Here is a 19064-nt window from a genome sequence, read left to right on the forward strand (position 1 = left end):
CGCTGCCTGTCCTGCGCTTAGTTGATCGGCCAGTCGGCCGCGAAAATCGCGTCGCGGATCTTGTCGACCAGCTCCATCGCCTCGCCCTTGCTCATCTTGGTCGCGTCGATGTTCAGCGTCATCTGGTCGCGGGCGGCCTCCGCCGCGCCGGCGCCGATCGCCACGTCCTGCTTGCCGCCAGCGCCAAGCTTGACCGTAAGTGCTGCAGTGAAAGCCATCGCAGTTACCCCATCAGGGAAAAGGAATACGGGGAGCGCCTCCGGTGTCGCCGCGGCTGCGCTCCCCGCTGCGGCCCCAGGAAGTCACCAGGGCCGCAATTCGTCAGCGGCTCAGATGCCGCAGTGCTCGATCTCGAACGTCAGTTCGGTGCCGGCAACGATCGCCGCCACGCCGATCGTCGCGATCAGCTCTTCTTCGGCGCCCGGGTCATCGTCCAGCGTCGACGCAAGCGGGCCGAGAACCGTGGGAACGTTCGTCGCGGTAAGCGTCGCTGCGTTGACGTACTTCGCCGGCGCGGCGGCCGTGCCGATCGACACGGTGGACGTGCCCAGCGAAGTTCCCGTGGTAAGACGAACCGCAGTGACCTTGCAGCCCACCGGCTTCTTGCCCAGAACCACGGTATCGCCCGATGCCCAGGCGGTGCCGGTAACCTTGCTGGCAAGGATGACGCGCTTTTCCGCGTTGACCTCGCGCCCGTCCGCCTTCTTGGCGGGGATCTCGGTGCCGTCCGACACGCCGCGCTGCTGTTTGACATAGTGCTTCGCCATTTCCTCAGCCCTTCACGTTGCGGATTGCGCCCGACATGCCGGCCTGGCCGCGCGTCGCCGAACAGGTCGTCCCGGACAGGTATCCGGGCATGAAGCGCTTCTGCGGGATCTTGCCCACCTCGGTGCGCTGGCGCTGCCAGTAGTTCAGGATGACCCCTTGCTTCACCCAGAACGGATTGAGGCGATAGCCGTTGGCATCGGTCGCCAGCGCCGGCACCGTCTTGAGCAGCGGATTGTCGAGCTCAAGGTGGATGAAATTCCACCCCAGCATCTGCATGATCTTGCCGTTGCTGAACACACCGCCGAACGCGCCCTTGAAGTCCGAACTGGTCGCCGGCACTTCGCGCAGCAGCTTGGCATTGTCCTGCGCAGTCAGGATCATGAACCGCTCAAGCTCATCGGGCACATGCTGTTCCGTCAGGAACGTACCCGCCTCGATCAGCTTTTGCGTGTTCATGCCGGTGGCACCCGAACCGCCAATGTCGGCATCCAGGATGTTGCCTGCCGGGAACGGCGTGGAAATGGTCGCCTTCTTGCCCGAAATCACAGGGCCGAAGAAACCTTCCAGGATGCGGCGCACACGTCCGCGCACGATCACGCCGGCACCATTCTTCACCGCGGTGCCGCCCAGATCGATGGCCGTGGAAAGCTGATCGGAATTTTCGACGATTTCCGCGTCGTAGATCTCGTTGCTCTTCGGGATCCAGATACCGTCGTACTGCGTCGGCTCCCACTTGGTGTCGCCGCCGCGTTCGTCGTCTTCCTGGCCCATCTTGTTCGCGGCGATATCCTTGACCTTCACCAGCTCTGCGCTGGCGTCGTCCTGGACGGTCACGGCGGCCTCGAGCGGATTGGACTGCAGCTGCAGCTCCATCTCGAGGTTGTTCAGGAATTTTACTTGTGCTGCTTCGGCCGCAGACATAGCTGTTGCCCTCCATCGAAAACAAAACCGGGGTTTGCTTGCGAAGGGCGAATGGGCGAATGCCCGGCCTCTCTACCGTAACAACGCCACGGATCGGCGGTGCATCCACACAGGGCCCGGGGCGTATCGAGGCGAGTCCAGGACTGGCCTACCACCGGGAAGGATTTGACCCTCCCCGGGCTCGGCTGTGCTGAAAATGAGTCGAGCGACTCGCGATGTCAAGCCGGTTTCATGCTGCCGATCGCGACTGTTCCACAGCATAGGATGCGGCCTCCTCAAGCAGGCGCTTGTACCGCACGTTCTCCGGCGTCCCCGGCGTATTCGTCGCCGTCGCGAATGCCTTGTCGGAACCGACGCGCTGCTTGATCTGGTCAAGCTCGCCCTGCGCTTCGCGGCCGGTCACGCCGAAACGGCCCTTGCCGCCGGTGATGATCGTATCCTCCGCCATGCCCTGGCCAAGCTTCGTGAAGGCGTCCAGCATCTTGGATACACCGTCGCCGGCGCTGCCACCCTTTTCGATCGCGGCGGCCGCCAGCGCATTGCGGATGGCAACCACGTCCTTGCTGTCGAAGCCCAGCGCCCGGCCCGCCTGATCGATCGCCGCCAGCTTCGCGTTCGCTTCCGCCCCCTGCGCCGTCACCCAGGACTGCGCGCCCTTCTTGGTGTCGCTATCGAACTGGGCCATGTCGTCCATCTGCAGGGCAACGTAATCCGCGATCAGGCCATTCATCGCCGCCGCCGGAACCCCGCGCTCCAGCGCCTTGGGCAGCAGCTTGCCCAGCAGGCTGTCATCCAGCGGGATCACGTTGCCGTCAGCGTCCTTGACCTCGGGCAGCGCATAGCCGCTGACATCCTCGGGCACGCCGATCGCCTTGTGGTAGGCCGCCATTTCCTCGGCACTTGCGCCCTCACCAGGCACCTTGACCATCCCGGCATTTTTATCGTGAAACGCCTGTTGCGTATCCCGGAAACCCTTGACCAGATCGTCAAGCGTCTTCGTCCCGCGCGATTTCACCCAGTCCAGGTTCGATGCGCCCTCGCCCTCTGCAGCGGAAGACAGGGTGCCCCACCAGTCCGGGTCGGCAGCAAGGTTCGGATCCGCACCGCCCTGCTGTCCGCCGCCCTGCCCACCACCAGCAGCAGCCGGATCGACGGCGCCGCCACCGGGTGCCGCGCCCCCCAGGATGGCAGCTGCAGCGCCGCCGTCCGCGCCTTCAGATCCCGTTGTCATCGTCTTCTATCTCCATGAGGTGGCGGACGGCATTTTCGTCCAGGTTGAGAAAATTCTGGATCCGCACGAACACTTCGCGGCGGCCCTCCTTGCGGGCCATCACCAGCGGATCCTTGTCGAAGATTGTCGGGTCGGCCACGTGGCAGAACCCGCGCAGGTCGGAGAGCACCATCTCGCCAACCACGTTTATCCCGCCCTTCCCGTCGCCAAACAGCCAGCGGTAAAGCCAGCCCTTGGGCACCAGCGCGGTCGCGAACAAATCCTTGTAGACCCGCGCGCGGCGGATCGCCCATTGCCGGACTTGGTTGAGCTGCACACCCATCACGCAGCCTCGGAAATCTGGCCAGCCTTGGCGAAGTCCAGCGTCGCACCCGATGCGGCCTTCAGCATTTCCGCCTCGATCGCAGCCCGCTTCTCCTCTTCGCGCTGCTCACGCAGCTGCGCGATCGCGGCCTGGTCGCGGATCCATTCGGGCGGCACGCCGATGTCCTCGGCCATGCCGGGCGCCATCGTGTCGTAATCGATGTAATCCAGCACCGCGCCGCCATCCAGCTGGGCAAGCGGCGTGATGGCTTCCACAAAGCGCATGCCCTTGGTGACACGCTCCGCCCGCGCCATCGACGCCAGCGGGTTTTCGTACTCCATGTGCGGCCAGGCCCCGGCCTCAAGCACTTCGGGCGGGAAAGGATCCAGCTGGCCATAGCGGATGCACAAATCCAACTCGCGCTGCGAAACCGGATCCTGCTTTTCGGTGGCGTATCGGCTTGCAAAGGGCCGCACCAGCACGCCCTGTTTCGCCATCACTTCCAGCACTTCCGTTGTCGTCATCCGCGAATTGGGGTCGGTCAGGATCTTGTAAAATTCCTCCAGGAACTCGATGCGGATGACGGCGCGTTCCTGCTCGATGGCGTTGTCGGCCAGCGGGATGCCGTTTTCGCCGCCCGGCATGCGCCCCGCCATCGGCCGGCCGTCCTCCCACAATCCGGGGTTAAGCCCACCCGGCCGCGTCACCAGCTTCGTGATGCCGGCATCGTTGCTGAACATGATCGCCGGATCGACTGCCTTGTGCAGGGCGCGCAGCAGCGTGTTGCGCATCGCGTTCACGCCCTGGATCGTCGGCATCTGGTCGATCGCCGGCGATCGCCCGTAGATCTCGCCCGCGCTGGTGGCATGGCGGGATACCGGGATAGGATGGGTGAAGAACCCGGCGCGGCGCAGGTAGATCTTCTCATCCACCGCCAGATACCGAGACACGATCGGCATGCGGCGCCAGTCCAGCTTCTCGCGATCCCAGGACCGGTTCGGCTCGATCACGTGCAGGATGTCGAATTCGGTGTTTTCCTTGCCAGGCTGCCGCAGCGCATCGCGCATCTTGGGCGTCAGCGCATCCAGCCCGAACTCCTCCTCCAGCTGGCGCGCCGATTTCTTGTACAGGCGATGGACGGTATCGGTGCGGCCGCCATAACCGACATCGATGTAAACTTCCGACAGGTGCAAGGTCTGGTACGACATGCCCCTGCCGGGCTTCCCGTCGACGAACATGGGCGACGTGCCATAACGGCCAAGCTGGTCCCAGTCTTCGTTCGCGGCCACGTTGAAGCCGGTATGTACCGCATGCCGGATCTCGTACATGCGCTGGCTGGCCCGCGCGCACCACAGCTGGACCATGCGCGATTTCATCAGATCCTTGTCGTGGAACTTGACGCGGATGTACTGTTTTTCTTCCGGCGTCGTGATAGCAACGCCGGCGGCCGCAAAGCGCTTGTTCGCGCTGATATGCGTGGTGTCGTAATTGCGCGCGCCACGGATCTGGCCCGGCGTCTGTTGCTTGAACCCGCCCGCGCCATTGGGGAACCGCTCGTCGATTTCCTGCCACGTCGCCTCCCATGGCGCGCGCATCGACTTCAACCGATCATGGTTGCGGATATCCGCCTTGGCCAGATCGCCGTCCTGCAACTGCTCATTCATCGTCTATCACTCCACATCGCAGGCCCCGGCGCGGGCGGGCTGGTTCAGAACAGCACGTCGCTGGCAAGGTTGAAGGTCTGGTGATTACCGATCGTCAGCTGCCCGCCGGACCGATCGCGGTACGCGGCAAGCTCGCCATCGAGGTAAAGGGCCCAGCCGGTGACCTTGCCTGGACCAGTGACCTCCCAGCGATCGACCGAAAGACCGATGCCAGAGCGGCCAAGGACAAATGCATCGACGCCGCCCGACACAACCAGAACACCAAGCCCGATTTCCTCGCGATCGTCAGCCACCGGCACGATTTCGACTTTGTCAGCATCCGCAACGAGCGCCATAACCGTCGGCCGATCAATCCTCGAAAGGACCGGCCGTGCACCGGGAAGAACGCGCGGCTCTGTCTGCCCGCTTCGCGCTACAGCTTCCGCCAGCTTTTCCGCCGTCTCGGCCTGCTCAGCCTTGGCCCGCGTCGCCTGGCCCTTCTGCGCAGCCACCTGGCGCCGCAAGGACAACAGCTCGATATTGGCGTCGCGCAGCTGCACCACGTGGCTGGCAAGATCCCGATCCGTCTCGGCCGCCCCGGCCTTCACGGTTTCAAGCTCGGCGGTGATCACGTCCAGGTCGAGCAATTTGGCATGCGCCGCATCCCGCTCGGCCGTGATCGCGTCAAGACGATCGGCAACCCCGTTAAGAGCCGCAACCTGCATTTCCGCATCGCCGCCGTTTTCTTCGTCGAGCACGATGCCAAGTCGCGCGAAGGCCGCCTTCATGGCCGCTTCCGCGCTTTCGGCGCTGCCATCTTGTTCCTGTTTATCGGACATAACTTAACTCCCTTGTCAGCTACCGGGCACAAAGCGGCCCACCGAGGAGATCGCCGCCTGCGCCCCCGTCGATCCGTTGAGGATGTCGGACGCGGCCCCCTTGCGACGGCGCAGTTCGTCCTCATCCTGGATTTGCTCCAGCGCGTCATCGCGCGTGGGGGTCGCCATCGCCTGCGGCGTCTTGGCCTTGCCACCCAGGCCGAGCAGGCCGCCGACCACCCCGCCGACCAGAAACTTGCCGATCCCTTTGACGATCTTACCCATCGATCTAACTCCCGCTGAAAACGTCAAAATCACTTTCATTCACCACAGCATGGCCACCGCCCCGGGGCTGCCCGCGAATGTCAGAGATCACGTGCTCGCCCTCCAGCGCGGCGTACTGCTCGGCATCGGCAACGTGGGTGTAAATGGTTTCGGCAATCTCCAGCTCGCCACGCGTTTCACCCGTGCCAAGCTCCGCCTTCTGGTAGCGATATCCGCCGATGTGCGCCTTGATCAGATGCTTACAGCGCGGATCGATGTAATACCCGTCCTGCTCGCCCTGCGCGTTCCAGATCGCGGTATTGCGCAGCAGCTGCCGATTGCTCTTGGCCTTGTGGATCCGACCAAAATCAAGTGCCACCTCAACGGCCTTGCGCCAGTCCTGTTCGCCATCGGTCCGGTCGGCCGCCGCGAACATCGCAGGATCGCCCACCAGCTTCACGTCCTCGGCCGTGATCCCCGGGAATTGATCGAGCAGCGCCTGCCTAACCTTCTTGCCGAAGGCGGTCGGGCCAACTTTGAGCAGGCCCTTCCCGCCAGGCGCAAGGTTGACCACCTCGCCCAAAGTGCGAAATTCCCCCAGCTCATTGCGCTGACAGAAGACCGCAGCGGCGAACAAGCCGTTGTCGATACCCACGATCAGCTTGCGCCGGCGGTCCCACTGGCATTCGCGGACATGACGGGTGAACACAAACCCCGAATTTACGGGCATGCCGTGCATCAACGGCACCGGCTTGCAGTGCACCATGCGATCGACATAGCCCGGCTTGTTCTTGTTCGCCGCGATCTGCAGCACGTAGTAACCCCGGCCGCCCGGCAGGTTGTGCAGGTTCTCAGCATCCGGCTCCATCCCACCGGGCTGGATGTACGTATCGATCAGCTTGCGGCCCTGCAGCGTCTCCTCAAGCAACTTGGCTTCATCGTCGGACAGCCCCTCGATCTGACGATCCATCGCCAGCTGGTATGCGTGACTTTCCACGTCGGGCATGTTGAGCACCGCAACAATCTGCGGATCCACGACCAGGCTAGGGTCAAGATCCGAGAAACGGCCGACACGCCCGGTCAGGAACGGGATGAGATCCGGCGGCTGCAGATCCAGCTCCTCCACCAGCGCCGCGTTGACCTCCCAGCTTCGGCAGGCTTCCTCCACCGACTGATCACCGATCGCGCGGAACTCGAATTCCAGATCGACTATCTCAAGCGGGTTGTTCGTTTTCTTGTCGCGCCGGATAATCTTGGAAAACTTGTGCGTGTAAGGTGGCGTCCAGTTAAACACCCCCTCGCTTTCGGGGACGATACGGAACCAACTCTTCAGCGTGGTCGATTTCAGCGCAGGATAGGTTTCGCGGATCACGCCGATGCGTGCAGAGCGCCGCAGGATACCGCCTGGCCCCTCGACCGCCCCCTGACGGGCGCCGACCATCAGGCCCGAATTCAGCATCGCCATCGTCTTTCCGGAACCCACCGGGCCCAGGCAGATCTTGATGAACGCCCGCGATCGCAGGAACGCGTCCGCCACCGGCCCGGGGGAACGCATGATGCGCGGCTTGGCACCCTCGCTCACTCGCCGTTCTCCCCATCGGTATCCACCGGCGTGAATTCGGCGTCGATGATGCTGCGCACATGGTCCTCGCTATGGGTTTCACCAGCGATGATGAGGTCGGAAAGGTTCGAGAATGTCATGTCGACCGCGACCGGCCGTTTGCTCTCGATGTAGGGCAGCAGGCCTTCCGCACAGCGCACGCGCAGCGCCTGGGCAGCCTCATACGTCATGCGCTCGGTAACGACGTTCGGGGTGCCGTCCTTGCGGAAGCTATGGACCTTTTCCTGTTCCGATGCCTGGATCAGCACTTCGGGATCCGTCGACTGGATCTGCATCATCGTGATCGCGGGGTGCTGCCCGAAGCCGAGCAGGTACCGCGCGAAATCCTCGGTGCGCTTGTTCCGCGCACCCTTCGGGCGCCCGCGCCCCCGCTGCTCGCGCGCCGCGCGCAGAACCGCCAGCCTGCCCGCATTCGGCCCAAGCCGCTCGCGCGCGTCCGCCATCTCCTCCGGCGTCACGGGGTCCAGCAGGCTCAGCTGCTCCTCCTCCGCCTGGGCAAGTTCGAACATGGACTTGGCCTGCCCGATCATGTCGTCGGCCTCACCTTTTCCACCGGGCTTAGTTGACACACGCACCTCCCGTTCTACGGTGCCCAGGTCGCCGCGGATTTCCCCGCAGAGCATCGCCATCACCCTGACCCGCAGTCGCATCGCGGGTCTTAGGCCCGGCTTCCCCACACCCCGACCCGATCGCGCCACCCCTAGGATGGCGCTGGGCCAGAAGCCTGCGCACGTGTCCGTGATCAAGGATCGCCAGCCGGCCCGAAATCCCGAAACCATCGTGCGCCAGGGTGCACGGCAGCGGAGCCGTCGCGAAGGGGGCGATGGGGGGTGCGGAGGCCGATCGAGGCCCCCGGGGGGCCTGCCAGGGGGTGCCGTGCGTAGGCCTGACAGGCATCCGACGCACCCGCCAGAATGGCGCATTTCCGCGCCTTTCGTGCGACCCTTCCAACATCGCCTTTCCAACAGCCCCCGGAGCAGTGCCCGAGAACGGCGGAATTCCGCCATTCTGCCCGCGTCTGGTCGAGGTGGCCGATCCGACCAGACCGACGCCTCGCCAGCCCATCCCGCGCACCCCGCCCGCCCCCGCCTGGGCGTTTCCGATCCCGAAAGTTTTGCGTGCGCCCCCGTGCATTACGGCCCTGGAGGCCCATTCCGCCCGGTGAGCCGAATATCCACCGGCTAGAATATTGAATTCGCTAGGCTTTCCGCCGAACGCCAGCCGTGCCGCTATGCCGGTTCCAGCCCGGAACCGCTTTGGAACTTCTCTGGAACCATTATCTATCTGATATACATAGATATTGTTATGAAGTTCCAGAGTTCCAGCAAATGACCCTCGCGCATATACGCGCGCGTTTGCGCACACACACGCGCACACATGTACGCGAGGGAAAATCCGGAACCTCTGGAACCAGCAAGAAAATGCAGCAATGTCAGTGAGTTGGCAGTTCCACGGAAGTTCCAGCACGGTTCCGCTTGGAACCGCCATCCCTGCCCCGTTTGGGCTCCGCGACTGGCCATCCAAACTCTTGGACTGCCAACGGGCCGGGGTCAAGCGAGATGACGGGTCGGGGCGCGCGCTCAGCGGCTCCAGGCCAGCCCACAGGATGCCGGCGGGGGCGGGGGAGAGACAGAAGGAGCGGCCGCTGTTCGCGTCGCCTGCGGCGCCGCTGCGGCCGCACGCAGGCGCCCGGCCGATCGGTGTAGCGAGCCCTTCGATCGGCGCGCATTCGGCCAGGTAAAGCCCTGCCGCAAATCCGCGACACGCGGATGCGACGACAGCTATCGCGAATGGCTTCAAAGGCTGTGTCAATAGCGAATGTATGTCCGCTTTAATGGTCATATTATAGTGCATTGACGATGCCGCAAAGATATGCATCAGCCGTGCTCCTGCAGCTGCTCGCGCAGCCAGTCCGATGCCTTATCCGGCCTGCTTTCGGTGGGCAGATCCTCTTCGTCGAAGACGGCCGCCAGAGGCACCAGGACAGCGCGGGACTTGTGATGTCCGAACTTCACCCCATCCACGCCCAGGGCGCCCGGAACGCGCTCCAGGGACTGTTTCCAGACAGCCCCGGACCATTCGGTGTTCTCGAACATCTTGAGCAGCGCCACATGCTTCCCGGCGGCCACGGCAAGATAGCCTGGCGCCGCGTTGGAGAATGTCTGCGCCCCCCAGCGGGCCGGGGTGACCTTGCCGTCCTTCACAGCTTCCGGATGCCGCTTGGCGTTCACCAGCTTCAGGCCCAGCTGGTGCAGCTTGTCATGAAGCTTCTCGACCGCGCCGCTCTCCATTATGTGATTGGACGAGGCGACCATCGCACGGTGGATCCACGTCGCCAGCTGCTCACGCTCATCACCGCCGCGCGCCTGGACCATGCTGGTCAGGATGTGCTGCAGACAGGCATCGTGATCGGCCGTGGTGTCCGTCACCTCAGACATGCGCTGCGGGCGGCAGTACGCCACCCAGTCGGCAATCAGCTCATCAGACGGCACCACGTCGACGCGATCGGCAAGCAGCACGTCGGCACAGGCCAGCAGCGTGCCGAACTGGTCGCAGGCACGGTTGTCATGCCCCATCGCCGCCAGTGCCTTGTGGAACTTCAGCTTGGTATCCTGCAGACGCGCCCAGCCATCGACCATGCGCCGCATCAGGTGGCGGCCCATGTCGCCAAAGTCCGTGGTGCGCAGCTCCGGCGGCGGCGCCACCCCTTCCGGGATGGGTTTGAGCTCGAGAATGGCAAGGCGGCTGCGATCCTGCGGCAACAGCGGCGGGATCAGGATGGACGAAAACCAGAAACAGCTCTGCAGCGTGAATTCCACGCCCGAATGGTCGCTGGATCCGCGCGTCGCCGTATCACCGCTGGATGCGATACGCGCCAGCTCGATGATCTCGTCGTTCTTGCGGTTGTCCCGCTCGGCCTCGCGTTCGTCGATCATCACCGGCACAGTGGAATTCTTCAGGTGCGATCGGATCCCGGCCGCTGTCGTGTTGCTGGTACGGAACACGCCGGTGCCGTAGATCCGGTGCACCACGCCATCCTTGCCGTTAAGCTCCGACTTGCCAGCACCGCGTGGGCCGGTGATCCACACGTGCGGGCGCCAGTGCAGCGCCCCGCCCACCATGCCGGCGCCGATCGCGCCCAGGCACAGGATGGGATCAAGCTCCGGCCGCTTCCAGTTCCACGTCTGCAACAGGTTCAGCAGCTTGCGCGCATGCTTCTCGCTGGCGCGCCCGTGCCAGGGCCGGGGCGTGGCCTCACCGGCCTGGTAGACGAACCGCTCATGCTCGCCCGCATCGATCCAGCGCCAGTCCTTGATGCCGCCTTCGGCATTGGGCACGCTCACCAGGATCTTGTTGCCGCAGTGGAGCACCAGCCCGCCCGCGCCCTTCTCCGGCCGATGCGCACCGCGCCCGCGCATGCGCCCGGCCGGGTCGAAGATACCCTTGCGCACCGCCTCGATCACCAGCGACTGGGCCGCCTTGGCCTGGTCGAAACCGATGACCTTGCTTTCCTGCACGATCACCCATTTGCCGTCGATCTGCTCGCGCACGGGCTTCGACCACATCGGATAATGCGCCTCCAGCCACCCGATGGACGGGCCGAACAGCGCCGCAAGCCCCAGCTTGCCATGCCGATTACCCGCCTCCAGACCCACCAGCTGGCCGTTCCAGTTGAGGTAATAGCAGGTCTGCTTGCCGCTGATGTCCTGCTGATTGCCCAGCACCTTCACCGGGCACCCAGGCGGAAACCGCTCGTAATCGTCCTCGCCCTGCCGATCCAGTTCGGGCCCGGTGTCACCCGCCTGGGCGAACTCCGGCGCTTCGAACGGGTTGTCCAGCGCTTCCTGCAGCGGATTGCTCATGATCCGCGCACCTTCAGGCCGCAGCGCGCCTCGATGCAGTCACGCCCGAACCATTCGGGTACCAGCCCTTCCGGATGGCAGCGGCAATAGGCCATGCCCTGCGCCATCGCGGGGGTCGGGGTGCGTTCCATGGGCTTGCCTTTGAATGTGCGCTCCATGCCGCTCGGCACCGACGATATGTCGATGCGGCAGGCAGGCGCGGTCCAATTGGGATGGGAATAAGGTACAGGGCCCGGAGCGGCCGGGGTCGTAATCCGCCGCTCCGGGGCCGACGAAAGCCCGTCGGCAGGCCTACTCACCGGCTCTTCCGCGAACGCAGCAGGGTTGCACGTCGCGGCCTCTACGCCGACTTTCGAGGTTTCGAATTCGGGTGCCGTCTCTCCGGCTGTCACGTCCATAACCTCAGACGTTGCAGCTGCAGACCGCCCTGCAGCGGGCCTACTCACGCGCTCCACGCCAGCCCGTTCAAGCATCGGGGCCGGCGCTTCAACACGCGCTTTCGCATGGATGGCGGTTGCAGGGGCAGGACTCGAACCTGCGACCTTCCGGACATGAACCGGTCGGGCTGCCGCTGCCCTACCCTGCGAACTGGCGATTATTTCAAGGCGTTCGATCTCAGGGCTGAATGCAGCCATAGCTGTGCGGATCCGCGCCAGCAGCAGGACGGGCCGCACCAGAGGCACCGGCCGCTTCCTGCGCCCCGTCGCACGATCGAAGCCCCACCGCGTAAGCCCGCTCATGCCATCGCCTCCCGCCGGCGGCGCTCACCCTTCAGCCAGGCCACCAGCCAATCGTTCATGTCCTTCACGGGCTCGCCACCCCAATGCGCCGGCGGCATGACCAGGCGCACGTCCAGCCCGCGCGCCTGCTGCTGCGCGATGGACCGTTCCAGCTGCTCCTGCGCCTTGGCGTTGGTGTCGCGGTCGGCCACGATCACCAGGCGCTCGATCGCGCCCGGCAGCACGATGGCGCCGATGTTGCCCAGGCTGATCGCCGCAACGATCCGGGCATCGGGCTTCATCATCCGCACCACCAGGGCATCCTCGATCCCCTCGGTGACGTAGACCGGCTCACCGGCCACGGCGTTCGCCATGGACCGGCCACTGGCGCCCTTGTGGATCGGGATGAACCCGCCCCACATGTTGCCCAGCACCATTTTGGCATCGCCGCAGTCGAACTTGCACCAGCCCCGTTCGCGATCGTTCTGCAGATAGGTGCGGTGCGTTCCCACCTGTTCGCCATCGGCGCGATAGATCGCCGCCAGCATCGCCGGCACCTTGCAGCCCGCGGCACGGTTCCACACCTCGGGATGATATCGCAGCGCACCGGGCCACTTGGCCCCGCCGTCGATCGCGCGGCCGTGCAGGTACGCCTCGGGCGGGGATCCCGCGATAGGCCCGCCCTTCAGGAACAGGGATTTCGCGCCCCGCGCCTTCGCCTGGCGATCCTTGTCGGCTTCCGCCTCGCGCGCCGCCGCCCGTTCGCGGGCTTCCTCCGCCCGCCGCGTGCGCTCTTCCGGGCTCAGCTGGGCAGGCTTGCCCGGCTTCCAGTCGTCCTGGATGCCAAGGCGGATCTTCGCTTCCTCGATCGCGGCGCGCTTGTCGACCAGCCCCAGCTTCAGCTGCAGCAGGTCCAGCATGTCGCCCTTGTCCTCACCGGGCGCCGCATTGCCGTAATCGAACCACTTGCCCCGTTTGGCGCCGGCCAGCTCCACATAGGCGCTCGATCCATTGCCGGTATCGGGAATGCCGCTGAAGAACCAGCGCGTGCGGTTCGGGTTGAAATGGCCGTTCGGCAGCAACTCCTGCGCCAGCTCGCGCGCCAGCGCATTGATCTTGTCTGCGATCTCGGGAACGGAATAGACCGCCATCAACAGCCCTTCCGCCGGCCCGCCTTGTGGGCGGACCGGCTTCCGGTCATCGTGCGATCACCACAACCAGCACGACAGGATATTGCAATGGACGAGGACTTGCGCGGCGAGCTCAATCGCATGTGGGCGGAACTGCGAGTAATGCAACTGGTCACAGCGCGCCTAGCAGCGCGCCAGTTCGATCGAGCAGAGATCGAGCGCTGGAACGAAGCGATGGTCGCCGCCTTTGAAGCGCGCGAAGACTTCAGCGCTGAATACCGCGCTAACATGGTTCGGGCCTTGGACGAGATGGGCCGGATCCTGCTGGACGCCCGGGACGCGATCGCCCCACCTCCTGCGCGATAAGCAAGTCGCGATCGAGGCGGAGGCCGGCCAACCCTTCCCTCCGCCATGACGCGCCATCACCGATATGGGCAACAGGGGTGATCTGCTCGACCCGGCGCATCACGGCCGCCACTCGTTCGGCGCGCGCTCTGGTTTCGGGCGGCATTTGCGCGATGGACCGACGCTGCCTCTCGCGGTCCCGCCATGCTGCCAGACGCAGGCGTAGCGGCTGCCGGTGCACGCCGTCTGATCGCCATGACTTGCCCCCCCCGCTCACGTCAGGACGCCCGGTTACAGGAATTTAATCCCGCAAGATCAGCGGGAAAACCAACATGGTTACCACGTTTGTTAACCAAACTAACAGAGTTGCCCGCCAGCTTTGGCCTCACGGAAAGTGCCGTCAGGGGGACGGTTGCTGTTAGGGGGAAAGCATGCCCGGACATGGCTCAGGCAGCTTCATCAAGGAGGTCGAGGCCGACAGCACCGTTCGTTGCGCGACGGATGGACATTGCTACCCGCATGCCTGGACGCCGCACACCACGCTCGATGTCGCTGACGTATTGGGGGTGAGCATCGATTTCGCAGGCCAGCTCGGCCTGCGTCTTGCCCGTGCTTTCCCGCCATTTTTTCAGCGCATCGCCGTAGGCCACAACGTATCACTCCTCGCGAACGCCATGGATAAGACAATGGGACTTATCACGTCAATGGACAAGACAAGTTTTGCAGTGCACACTAAGTCGGTATGACTTACGTTATCGCCATGTTTCCGGACAACCGCATCCGTGAGTATCGCAAGAAAGCCGGTCTTTCTCAGACCGAGCTGGGCGAACGCGTGGGCCTTCACCAGACCCAGATTGGAAATCTGGAGAACGGCGGCCGCAACCTCACTTTCGAGTGGGCTCGTCGGATTGCGAAGGCCCTCGATGTTAGAATGGTTGATCTTCTTAGCGATGAAGACAATCCTGATCGCTTGGAACAGGACGAACGTGAGCTCGTCCACAAATTCCGGGAAGCCGAACCACTTCAGCGACAGATGATAGCCCGCGTAGTCGAGCCAATCCGCGACCTTGGCGAGGGCAAGAAGGTCGCTTGATTAGCGCGGCGATCCTACTGGCGGCATCGCCAATTTCGGATCTAGATGCAGCGTCGATCGAAAGCGGGAACGCGTGGTTCTCGTGCGTCGACCTTTCCTCTCGACAGCTCAGCCATCTCCCAGAAGAACCCCTAAGCCTAGCAATAGGGGCGCTCGAATATTGCCGAACGAAAGAACGCATCTTTCTCGTGGACCTGATAAAATTCAGCCAGGGACGCGGCGAAGAGCGCGCCGCTTCGGTTGCTGCTGCGCACAGCTATCTCGAAGGAGCTAAGGCGGAAGCCAAGCAGCGGTCGGTTGGAACCATTTTACACCTAAGACACCCCGAAGCTTACGCCGCTTTAACCGCGCTAGAACGTGAAATCGACGCCCCCAAATAAGACTATTTGACATACTAAGTCATTTAGACTTAGAAAGGCCCCGTTCACACGAACGGAGGCCTATGTGTCCGTACACTCGATCCTCCCTCTGCAGGGAGCTGCTGACGCGGGAACGGTCAGCATTCACTACATCCGGCGCCGCCTTGGCCGCATCGATTTCAAGGATCGCCGGATAGTCCAGTATGTCACGCTGCTGGTGCGCGATAAGGGCTTCCCGCCCCCGCTGCCCGATATGGTGCGCGGCCATCTGGTCGAAGACGTCACCATGAAAAGCCAGTGGCTGCGCAACGCGGTCGACGCCTGGCTCAACGACTTCCTTCCGCCCGACAACGCCATCAGCGTTGACAATGCCGCGAAGGATGCTGCCGCCCACGAAATGGACCAGGCCGCCGCCTGCCTCGGCAACTTCCGCCTCATTCGCGGGGGGCGGGGCTGATGGGCTTGCACCTTTCTGTCGACAACACCGCCGAAATCTTCGGCAGTGTCACGTCGATCGCCGACCTGGCGCAGTTCTCCTTCGCTGGCGAAGACAGCCAGCGGTTGCACATTTACCGAGCCGAGGAAATCGCCCGCACCGACTGGCGCGACGAAATCCGGGACATGGAGATGGAATACGCCACCGGGATTTCTGTCACCTTTAATGACGGCTCCAAACTGCACGTCGCTGCCTGGGCGGATTGCTGCGATCGTACCTTTTACTGCGATCACTGCGGACAGGGGGCGCTGGCAGCATGACCAACGTGCTTCCCGATCCACACCGCGACGCCCTGCAGCTGCAGTGTGACCGCTTCAACGCCGAATACCCGGTCGGCACAACCTGCGCCGTCGTCCGCGACAATGGGGAAGCTGTCGTCAGCGAAACCCTGTCCGTCGCACAGGTGCTGTCCGGCCACTCGGCCGTCATCTGGGTGCACGGCATCAGCGGGTGCTACCTGCTCGATCGCGTTCATCCATTTCCGGCAGAAGCGGCATGAGCGCGACTTCAGCCATCGCCCCCGAAATGAAGGGCTTTCGTGCGGTGGGCACGGACTTCATATGTGCGCCCGGATCAAGCGCGGACGGCGTTACACACATCGTCGCTGGCGGCCTGCACGTTCCAAATGCGGGCGCAGGACTGGCTATTGGCGTCAAGCACCCGGACGGAACGTCGACCATCGCGGTCACCCCGCTTCGTTTCGCGCGCCAGATCTATGATCATCTTGGCGAAGTCATCGCGCAGATCGAGCGCGGCGATTTCGATCTGCCGCAGGTGCTCCAGTGAGCCGCCGCGTCACCGCCTGGATCGATCGCATCGACTGCAAGCGACCGCACGAGATGATCCAGTGCCACCTGCTGCAGTCCGCAGCGGGCGGCATCGGCGGCGCAATCGGCGGGCTGGCGCTTGGCCTGATGCTGATCCGGCCCCTCCTCCACTTTTGCGGATTAGAGGGTGCCTGGCGATGAAGACCATCGTGAAGTTCTTCGCGCTGGCCATGCCCGCCAGCATCCTGATCGGCGCCATCGCCGCGCGGATCCACCTCGCCATCCTGCAGGCGAGCAACTGACGATGTTCAACGATCCCCTTCCCGCCGACTGCGCACGTAACCCTGTTGGGTCGCCTCGAGAAGCGTCGGGAAAGGAAGGCCCGGCGGGTGGAGCAGCAGCGCCCGCCGGGTCGCAAGACGGTTTGGCCCAAGGCAAGGCGGGCCCGGTACATAGTTCGGTTAAATCCGGCGCCGAAGCTGTTGACGGCAGCCTTCCCCAGTTTCCCTCGGGTCGCACCAGGGAAGGCGCATCGCCCACCACCACCCAACCGGCCGCCCCCTGCGCCGCGGTGGACGATGCGCCCGCCTCCCCTCCCGTCAGCGCGTTTGCCCATGGCGCGCCGGCGGGAGGGGCAACTTTCAGCGGCGTGCCCGTGCGCGCGATCGAAGACGTGATGGCCGCGCGGATGGAACAGATCCTGAAGTACGGCCACACACCGCAACGCGATCGGGAAACCGCCCTCTATAGTGCACGGCAGTTCGGCCCCAACGGCCAGCCCAGCCTGATGCACCAGATCACCCGGCGCCTGTCCGCCGCCATCGAATACGCCAGTCGCGGCCATGGTGCGCACGATATCGCCCGCCGCCAGCTGGTGAACACTGCCGCCCTGTGCCTGGCCGCGATCGACTGGATCGATGCCGAGCTCGAGGAGCTGGCCCGCCCGCCCGACGATCCGGGCGAAGACGACTTCCTCTGAACCATAAGCCCGGGAGAGGCACTTGGAAGACCGCAACCACCGCATCCAGCCCGAACACTGGATCATCGCCCTGATCGTCGCCGCCGCAATGGCCGGCGCAATCTTCGCCTGAGAGGGAACCATGGCAGAAAACACCGACGAGCGCCTGCGCCTGCTCATTGAACGCGTCGAGCGGCTCGAGGAGGAAAAGAAGGGCATCAGCGACGATATCCGCGATGTCTACAACGAGGCAAAGGCGGTCGGCTACGACATCAAGATCATGCGCGCCATGGTTCGCCTGCGCAAGATGAAGCCCGACGATCGCCGCGAAATCGACATGCTCATGGACACGTACAAGTCCGCGCTGGGGATCGATTGATGGTTGCCCCGCTCGGCCTCCTGTTCCGCGCGCAGAACATCCGCGCCATCGACCGCGCCCGCGCCGCCCTCAAGCCCGGCGACCGCATCGCCTTCACCAGCTGCCCCGGTACTGCACGCACCGCCACTTTCACCGGATGGTCGGGCAACTGGGCCTGCAGCAAGTCACGCAATGACATATCGCCGCGCTGCATCTTCAGGCTGAATGGCGCGCCCGTGTCTTTCGTCGATCCGCCTTGGGAGGATTTCGACCCCAACACCGGCAGACCCTATGGCGATCACGGTACGGCAACGCAGGCGCTCGAATGGGCCCTCGATGTCTACAGCGATCCGGGAGAAGCGATCGACTTCCTGCGCGCCTGGCGCACTGGCGGCGCGTGGGAGGAATGGCCGGAGTTCTACGAATGGCTTGAGCCGTACCCGTCCGAACGCGCGCGCCGCGCCGATGGTCGCCTGGCTGCCGCAGATCTTCGGAGGCACGACGATGCCCCTGCCTTCTAATCCGATCAGTGGCGACCACCGCCTTACAAACCCCGGCGTCGACGATCGCTGGACCTGCCCCAACTGCTACGCGGACCACTGCGACGGCGAAGACGAGATCGTGAAATGCGATTGCGGCGCCACGCTCGAACTCACGATCGAACAGCAGCCCGTTTGCGTCGCCACCTGCATCGATCCGGACAGGATCGACGAAGAGGAGATCCCCTACTGATGGGAACTTCCATGACCAGGAACGATCGGGCCAGCCTGATCGCAGCCACTCAGGCCGGGAACGCCATGGTCGAACTGATGCGGTTCCACGCCGAAGGCCCGGCTGCAGTTCGCGCCTTCGATGACGTGGCGGTGATTTGCTTCCTTGCAGAAGCCCTGAAGCTCGCATGCGACATCGAGATCGACCACCTTGAGCAGCTGCGCGAACGCAATCCGTCCATCGCGGAAGAGATCCTCGCCGTCGACCACCTGCGCCGCGCGGCCGCTACTCACATCGAAGCGTGGGCCGGCTGATGTCGCACCTCACCCCGCAGGAGATCCGCATCATGGACCGGTGGGAAGCCGTCCGCTCGATGCAGCAGATCTCGCGCGATCTCGCCCTGTCGTTCGCAACGGTCAAGCGGACCGTCACCTATTACGACGCCGGCAACATGGGCCGGATCAACAACGCGGCGATCGTGCGCGGCAGCGCCAAGCTGCTGGCCGCGATCACTCAGGCGCGGAGATTGGCGGCATGAAGCCGACAGATATCGCGCTCAAATGCTCGGGGGTGAGCCGCACTGCCGACAACGACAGGGTCGTCATGGTTGCGTTTTCTCGACCTCTCACAGATGATGAACTACGGTTCTTCCACGAAGTTTGCCAGCGATCTGCGCCGCTTATGCTGATGGCTTC

The 19064-nt window shown here is 64.0% G+C and carries 28 protein-coding genes and 1 tRNA gene; 14 read left to right on the forward strand and 15 right to left on the reverse strand.

The features are described 5' to 3' along the window. Positions 1–17: 17 nt before the first annotated feature. From A8V01_RS05960 to A8V01_RS06020, 14 genes are all read right to left on the reverse strand, one after another. Positions 18–218: a hypothetical protein gene (locus tag A8V01_RS05960; protein ID WP_103095015.1), complete on the reverse strand. Its 201-nt coding sequence runs from the start codon at positions 216–218 to the stop codon at positions 18–20. A 111-nt stretch (positions 219–329) separates the two neighbouring features. Continuing rightward, positions 330–767 (reverse strand): hypothetical protein, encoded by a 438-nt coding sequence (locus A8V01_RS05965; protein ID WP_103095016.1) that lies wholly within the window; start codon positions 765–767, stop codon positions 330–332. A 4-nt stretch (positions 768–771) separates the two neighbouring features. Beyond that, positions 772–1689 (reverse strand): phage capsid protein, encoded by a 918-nt coding sequence (locus A8V01_RS05970; protein ID WP_103095017.1) that lies wholly within the window; start codon positions 1687–1689, stop codon positions 772–774. Between the two features lie 229 nt (positions 1690–1918). After that, entirely contained in the window at positions 1919–2920 is a 1002-nt protein-coding gene (locus tag A8V01_RS05975) for a hypothetical protein (protein WP_103095018.1), read from the reverse strand. Next, a complete protein-coding gene (locus tag A8V01_RS05980; protein WP_103095019.1) occupies positions 2904–3242 on the reverse strand; it encodes a Bbp19 family protein in 339 nt (112 codons plus the stop codon). The genes A8V01_RS05975 and A8V01_RS05980 overlap by 17 nt, the downstream gene beginning before the upstream one ends. Beyond that, positions 3242–4888, reverse strand: coding sequence for a portal protein (locus A8V01_RS05985; RefSeq protein WP_103095020.1), 1647 nt, complete (start codon positions 4886–4888; stop codon positions 3242–3244). The genes A8V01_RS05980 and A8V01_RS05985 overlap by 1 nt, the downstream gene beginning before the upstream one ends. Before the next feature lie 44 nt (positions 4889–4932). Then, complete coding sequence (locus tag A8V01_RS05990) at positions 4933–5706, reverse strand: hypothetical protein (protein ID WP_103095021.1); 774 nt, start codon at positions 5704–5706, stop codon at positions 4933–4935. A gap of 15 nt (positions 5707–5721) precedes the next feature. Then, complete coding sequence (locus A8V01_RS05995) at positions 5722–5970, reverse strand: hypothetical protein (RefSeq protein ID WP_103095022.1); 249 nt, start codon at positions 5968–5970, stop codon at positions 5722–5724. Positions 5971–5974: 4 nt separating this feature from the next. Continuing rightward, entirely contained in the window at positions 5975–7531 is a 1557-nt protein-coding gene (locus A8V01_RS06000; protein ID WP_103095023.1) for a hypothetical protein, read from the reverse strand. Then, the gene (locus A8V01_RS06005) at positions 7528–8199 is read right to left on the reverse strand and encodes a hypothetical protein (protein WP_103095024.1); all 672 of its coding nucleotides are present in this window, start codon (positions 8197–8199) and stop codon (positions 7528–7530) included. The genes A8V01_RS06000 and A8V01_RS06005 overlap by 4 nt, the downstream gene beginning before the upstream one ends. A gap of 1248 nt (positions 8200–9447) precedes the next feature. Beyond that, the gene (locus tag A8V01_RS06010; protein ID WP_103095025.1) at positions 9448–11433 is read right to left on the reverse strand and encodes a hypothetical protein; all 1986 of its coding nucleotides are present in this window, start codon (positions 11431–11433) and stop codon (positions 9448–9450) included. Continuing rightward, on the reverse strand, positions 11430–11879 hold the full coding sequence (locus tag A8V01_RS28075; protein WP_146037195.1) for a hypothetical protein: 450 nt from the start codon (positions 11877–11879) through the stop codon (positions 11430–11432). The genes A8V01_RS06010 and A8V01_RS28075 overlap by 4 nt, the downstream gene beginning before the upstream one ends. A gap of 68 nt (positions 11880–11947) precedes the next feature. Then, positions 11948–12019: transfer RNA gene (locus A8V01_RS06015), tRNA-Met, on the reverse strand. A gap of 150 nt (positions 12020–12169) precedes the next feature. Continuing rightward, the gene (locus A8V01_RS06020) at positions 12170–13303 is read right to left on the reverse strand and encodes a DUF7146 domain-containing protein (protein ID WP_103095026.1); all 1134 of its coding nucleotides are present in this window, start codon (positions 13301–13303) and stop codon (positions 12170–12172) included. An 87-nt stretch (positions 13304–13390) separates the two neighbouring features. Here A8V01_RS06020 and A8V01_RS06025 point away from each other — a divergent pair, with 87 nt between their 5' ends. Further along, positions 13391–13648 carry a hypothetical protein gene (locus tag A8V01_RS06025; RefSeq protein WP_103095027.1) on the forward strand — a complete coding sequence of 86 codons (258 nt, stop codon included), beginning with the start codon at positions 13391–13393 and terminating at the stop codon, positions 13646–13648. 425 nt (positions 13649–14073) lie between these two features. On the opposite strand, the gene A8V01_RS06030 is transcribed toward A8V01_RS06025, so the two are convergent. Continuing rightward, positions 14074–14277 carry a helix-turn-helix domain-containing protein gene (locus A8V01_RS06030; protein WP_103095028.1) on the reverse strand — a complete coding sequence of 68 codons (204 nt, stop codon included), beginning with the start codon at positions 14275–14277 and terminating at the stop codon, positions 14074–14076. Positions 14278–14369: 92 nt separating this feature from the next. Between A8V01_RS06030 and A8V01_RS06035 the strand changes: the two genes are divergently transcribed. The 13 genes from A8V01_RS06035 (at position 14370) to A8V01_RS06090 (ending at position 18907) form a co-directional block, all read left to right on the forward strand. Further along, a complete protein-coding gene (locus tag A8V01_RS06035) occupies positions 14370–14720 on the forward strand; it encodes a helix-turn-helix domain-containing protein (protein WP_103095029.1) in 351 nt (116 codons plus the stop codon). Next, positions 14717–15100, forward strand: a complete 384-nt coding sequence (locus A8V01_RS28080; RefSeq protein ID WP_146037196.1) for a hypothetical protein — start codon at positions 14717–14719, stop codon at positions 15098–15100. Before A8V01_RS06035 ends, A8V01_RS28080 begins: the two co-directional genes overlap by 4 nt. Before the next feature lie 64 nt (positions 15101–15164). Continuing rightward, complete coding sequence (locus A8V01_RS06040; RefSeq protein ID WP_103095030.1) at positions 15165–15536, forward strand: hypothetical protein; 372 nt, start codon at positions 15165–15167, stop codon at positions 15534–15536. Further along, entirely contained in the window at positions 15536–15835 is a 300-nt protein-coding gene (locus tag A8V01_RS06045; protein WP_103095031.1) for a hypothetical protein, read from the forward strand. The genes A8V01_RS06040 and A8V01_RS06045 overlap by 1 nt, the downstream gene beginning before the upstream one ends. Beyond that, positions 15832–16074 carry a hypothetical protein gene (locus A8V01_RS06050; RefSeq protein WP_103095032.1) on the forward strand — a complete coding sequence of 81 codons (243 nt, stop codon included), beginning with the start codon at positions 15832–15834 and terminating at the stop codon, positions 16072–16074. Before A8V01_RS06045 ends, A8V01_RS06050 begins: the two co-directional genes overlap by 4 nt. Further along, on the forward strand, positions 16071–16361 hold the full coding sequence (locus A8V01_RS06055) for a hypothetical protein (RefSeq protein ID WP_103095033.1): 291 nt from the start codon (positions 16071–16073) through the stop codon (positions 16359–16361). The genes A8V01_RS06050 and A8V01_RS06055 overlap by 4 nt, the downstream gene beginning before the upstream one ends. Beyond that, entirely contained in the window at positions 16358–16543 is a 186-nt protein-coding gene (locus tag A8V01_RS06060; RefSeq protein WP_103095034.1) for a hypothetical protein, read from the forward strand. Before A8V01_RS06055 ends, A8V01_RS06060 begins: the two co-directional genes overlap by 4 nt. 370 nt (positions 16544–16913) lie before the next feature. Beyond that, positions 16914–17321: a hypothetical protein gene (locus A8V01_RS06065; RefSeq protein ID WP_146037197.1), complete on the forward strand. Its 408-nt coding sequence runs from the start codon at positions 16914–16916 to the stop codon at positions 17319–17321. A gap of 121 nt (positions 17322–17442) precedes the next feature. Next, the gene (locus A8V01_RS06070) at positions 17443–17679 is read left to right on the forward strand and encodes a DUF2312 domain-containing protein (RefSeq protein ID WP_103095036.1); all 237 of its coding nucleotides are present in this window, start codon (positions 17443–17445) and stop codon (positions 17677–17679) included. After that, a complete protein-coding gene (locus A8V01_RS06075; RefSeq protein WP_103095037.1) occupies positions 17679–18179 on the forward strand; it encodes a hypothetical protein in 501 nt (166 codons plus the stop codon). Before A8V01_RS06070 ends, A8V01_RS06075 begins: the two co-directional genes overlap by 1 nt. Then, the gene (locus A8V01_RS06080; protein WP_146037198.1) at positions 18163–18390 is read left to right on the forward strand and encodes a hypothetical protein; all 228 of its coding nucleotides are present in this window, start codon (positions 18163–18165) and stop codon (positions 18388–18390) included. Before A8V01_RS06075 ends, A8V01_RS06080 begins: the two co-directional genes overlap by 17 nt. A gap of 11 nt (positions 18391–18401) precedes the next feature. Continuing rightward, a complete protein-coding gene (locus A8V01_RS06085; protein WP_146037199.1) occupies positions 18402–18683 on the forward strand; it encodes a hypothetical protein in 282 nt (93 codons plus the stop codon). Next, positions 18683–18907, forward strand: a complete 225-nt coding sequence (locus tag A8V01_RS06090) for a hypothetical protein (RefSeq protein WP_146037200.1) — start codon at positions 18683–18685, stop codon at positions 18905–18907. The genes A8V01_RS06085 and A8V01_RS06090 overlap by 1 nt, the downstream gene beginning before the upstream one ends. Positions 18908–19064 lie beyond the last annotated feature (157 nt).

The sequence above is a fragment of the Novosphingobium guangzhouense genome, assembly GCF_002896965.1.
GTDB lineage: Bacteria > Pseudomonadota > Alphaproteobacteria > Sphingomonadales > Sphingomonadaceae > Novosphingobium > Novosphingobium guangzhouense.

Bases quoted from the DNA above. Each gene is read 5' to 3' on its own strand.
- A8V01_RS05960 (WP_103095015.1), bottom strand. From the start codon at position 218: ATGGCTTTCACTGCAGCACTTACGGTCAAGCTTGGCGCTGGCGGCAAG.
- A8V01_RS05965 (WP_103095016.1), bottom strand. From the start codon at position 767: ATGGCGAAGCACTATGTCAAACAGCAGCGCGGCGTGTCGGACGGCACC.
- A8V01_RS05970 (WP_103095017.1), bottom strand. From the start codon at position 1,689: ATGTCTGCGGCCGAAGCAGCACAAGTAAAATTCCTGAACAACCTCGAG.
- A8V01_RS05975 (WP_103095018.1), bottom strand. From the start codon at position 2,920: ATGACAACGGGATCTGAAGGCGCGGACGGCGGCGCTGCAGCTGCCATC.
- A8V01_RS05980 (WP_103095019.1), bottom strand. From the start codon at position 3,242: ATGGGTGTGCAGCTCAACCAAGTCCGGCAATGGGCGATCCGCCGCGCG.
- A8V01_RS05985 (WP_103095020.1), bottom strand. From the start codon at position 4,888: ATGAATGAGCAGTTGCAGGACGGCGATCTGGCCAAGGCGGATATCCGC.
- A8V01_RS05990 (WP_103095021.1), bottom strand. From the start codon at position 5,706: ATGTCCGATAAACAGGAACAAGATGGCAGCGCCGAAAGCGCGGAAGCG.
- A8V01_RS05995 (WP_103095022.1), bottom strand. From the start codon at position 5,970: ATGGGTAAGATCGTCAAAGGGATCGGCAAGTTTCTGGTCGGCGGGGTG.
- A8V01_RS06005 (WP_103095024.1), bottom strand. From the start codon at position 8,199: ATGGCGATGCTCTGCGGGGAAATCCGCGGCGACCTGGGCACCGTAGAA.
- A8V01_RS06010 (WP_103095025.1), bottom strand. From the start codon at position 11,433: ATGAGCAATCCGCTGCAGGAAGCGCTGGACAACCCGTTCGAAGCGCCG.
- A8V01_RS06020 (WP_103095026.1), bottom strand. From the start codon at position 13,303: ATGGCGGTCTATTCCGTTCCCGAGATCGCAGACAAGATCAATGCGCTG.
- A8V01_RS06025 (WP_103095027.1), top strand. From the start codon at position 13,391: ATGGACGAGGACTTGCGCGGCGAGCTCAATCGCATGTGGGCGGAACTG.
- A8V01_RS06035 (WP_103095029.1), top strand. From the start codon at position 14,370: ATGACTTACGTTATCGCCATGTTTCCGGACAACCGCATCCGTGAGTAT.
- A8V01_RS06045 (WP_103095031.1), top strand. From the start codon at position 15,536: ATGGGCTTGCACCTTTCTGTCGACAACACCGCCGAAATCTTCGGCAGT.
- A8V01_RS06050 (WP_103095032.1), top strand. From the start codon at position 15,832: ATGACCAACGTGCTTCCCGATCCACACCGCGACGCCCTGCAGCTGCAG.
- A8V01_RS06055 (WP_103095033.1), top strand. From the start codon at position 16,071: ATGAGCGCGACTTCAGCCATCGCCCCCGAAATGAAGGGCTTTCGTGCG.
- A8V01_RS06070 (WP_103095036.1), top strand. From the start codon at position 17,443: ATGGCAGAAAACACCGACGAGCGCCTGCGCCTGCTCATTGAACGCGTC.
- A8V01_RS06075 (WP_103095037.1), top strand. From the start codon at position 17,679: ATGGTTGCCCCGCTCGGCCTCCTGTTCCGCGCGCAGAACATCCGCGCC.
- A8V01_RS06080 (WP_146037198.1), top strand. From the start codon at position 18,163: ATGCCCCTGCCTTCTAATCCGATCAGTGGCGACCACCGCCTTACAAAC.
- A8V01_RS06085 (WP_146037199.1), top strand. From the start codon at position 18,402: ATGACCAGGAACGATCGGGCCAGCCTGATCGCAGCCACTCAGGCCGGG.
- A8V01_RS06090 (WP_146037200.1), top strand. From the start codon at position 18,683: ATGTCGCACCTCACCCCGCAGGAGATCCGCATCATGGACCGGTGGGAA.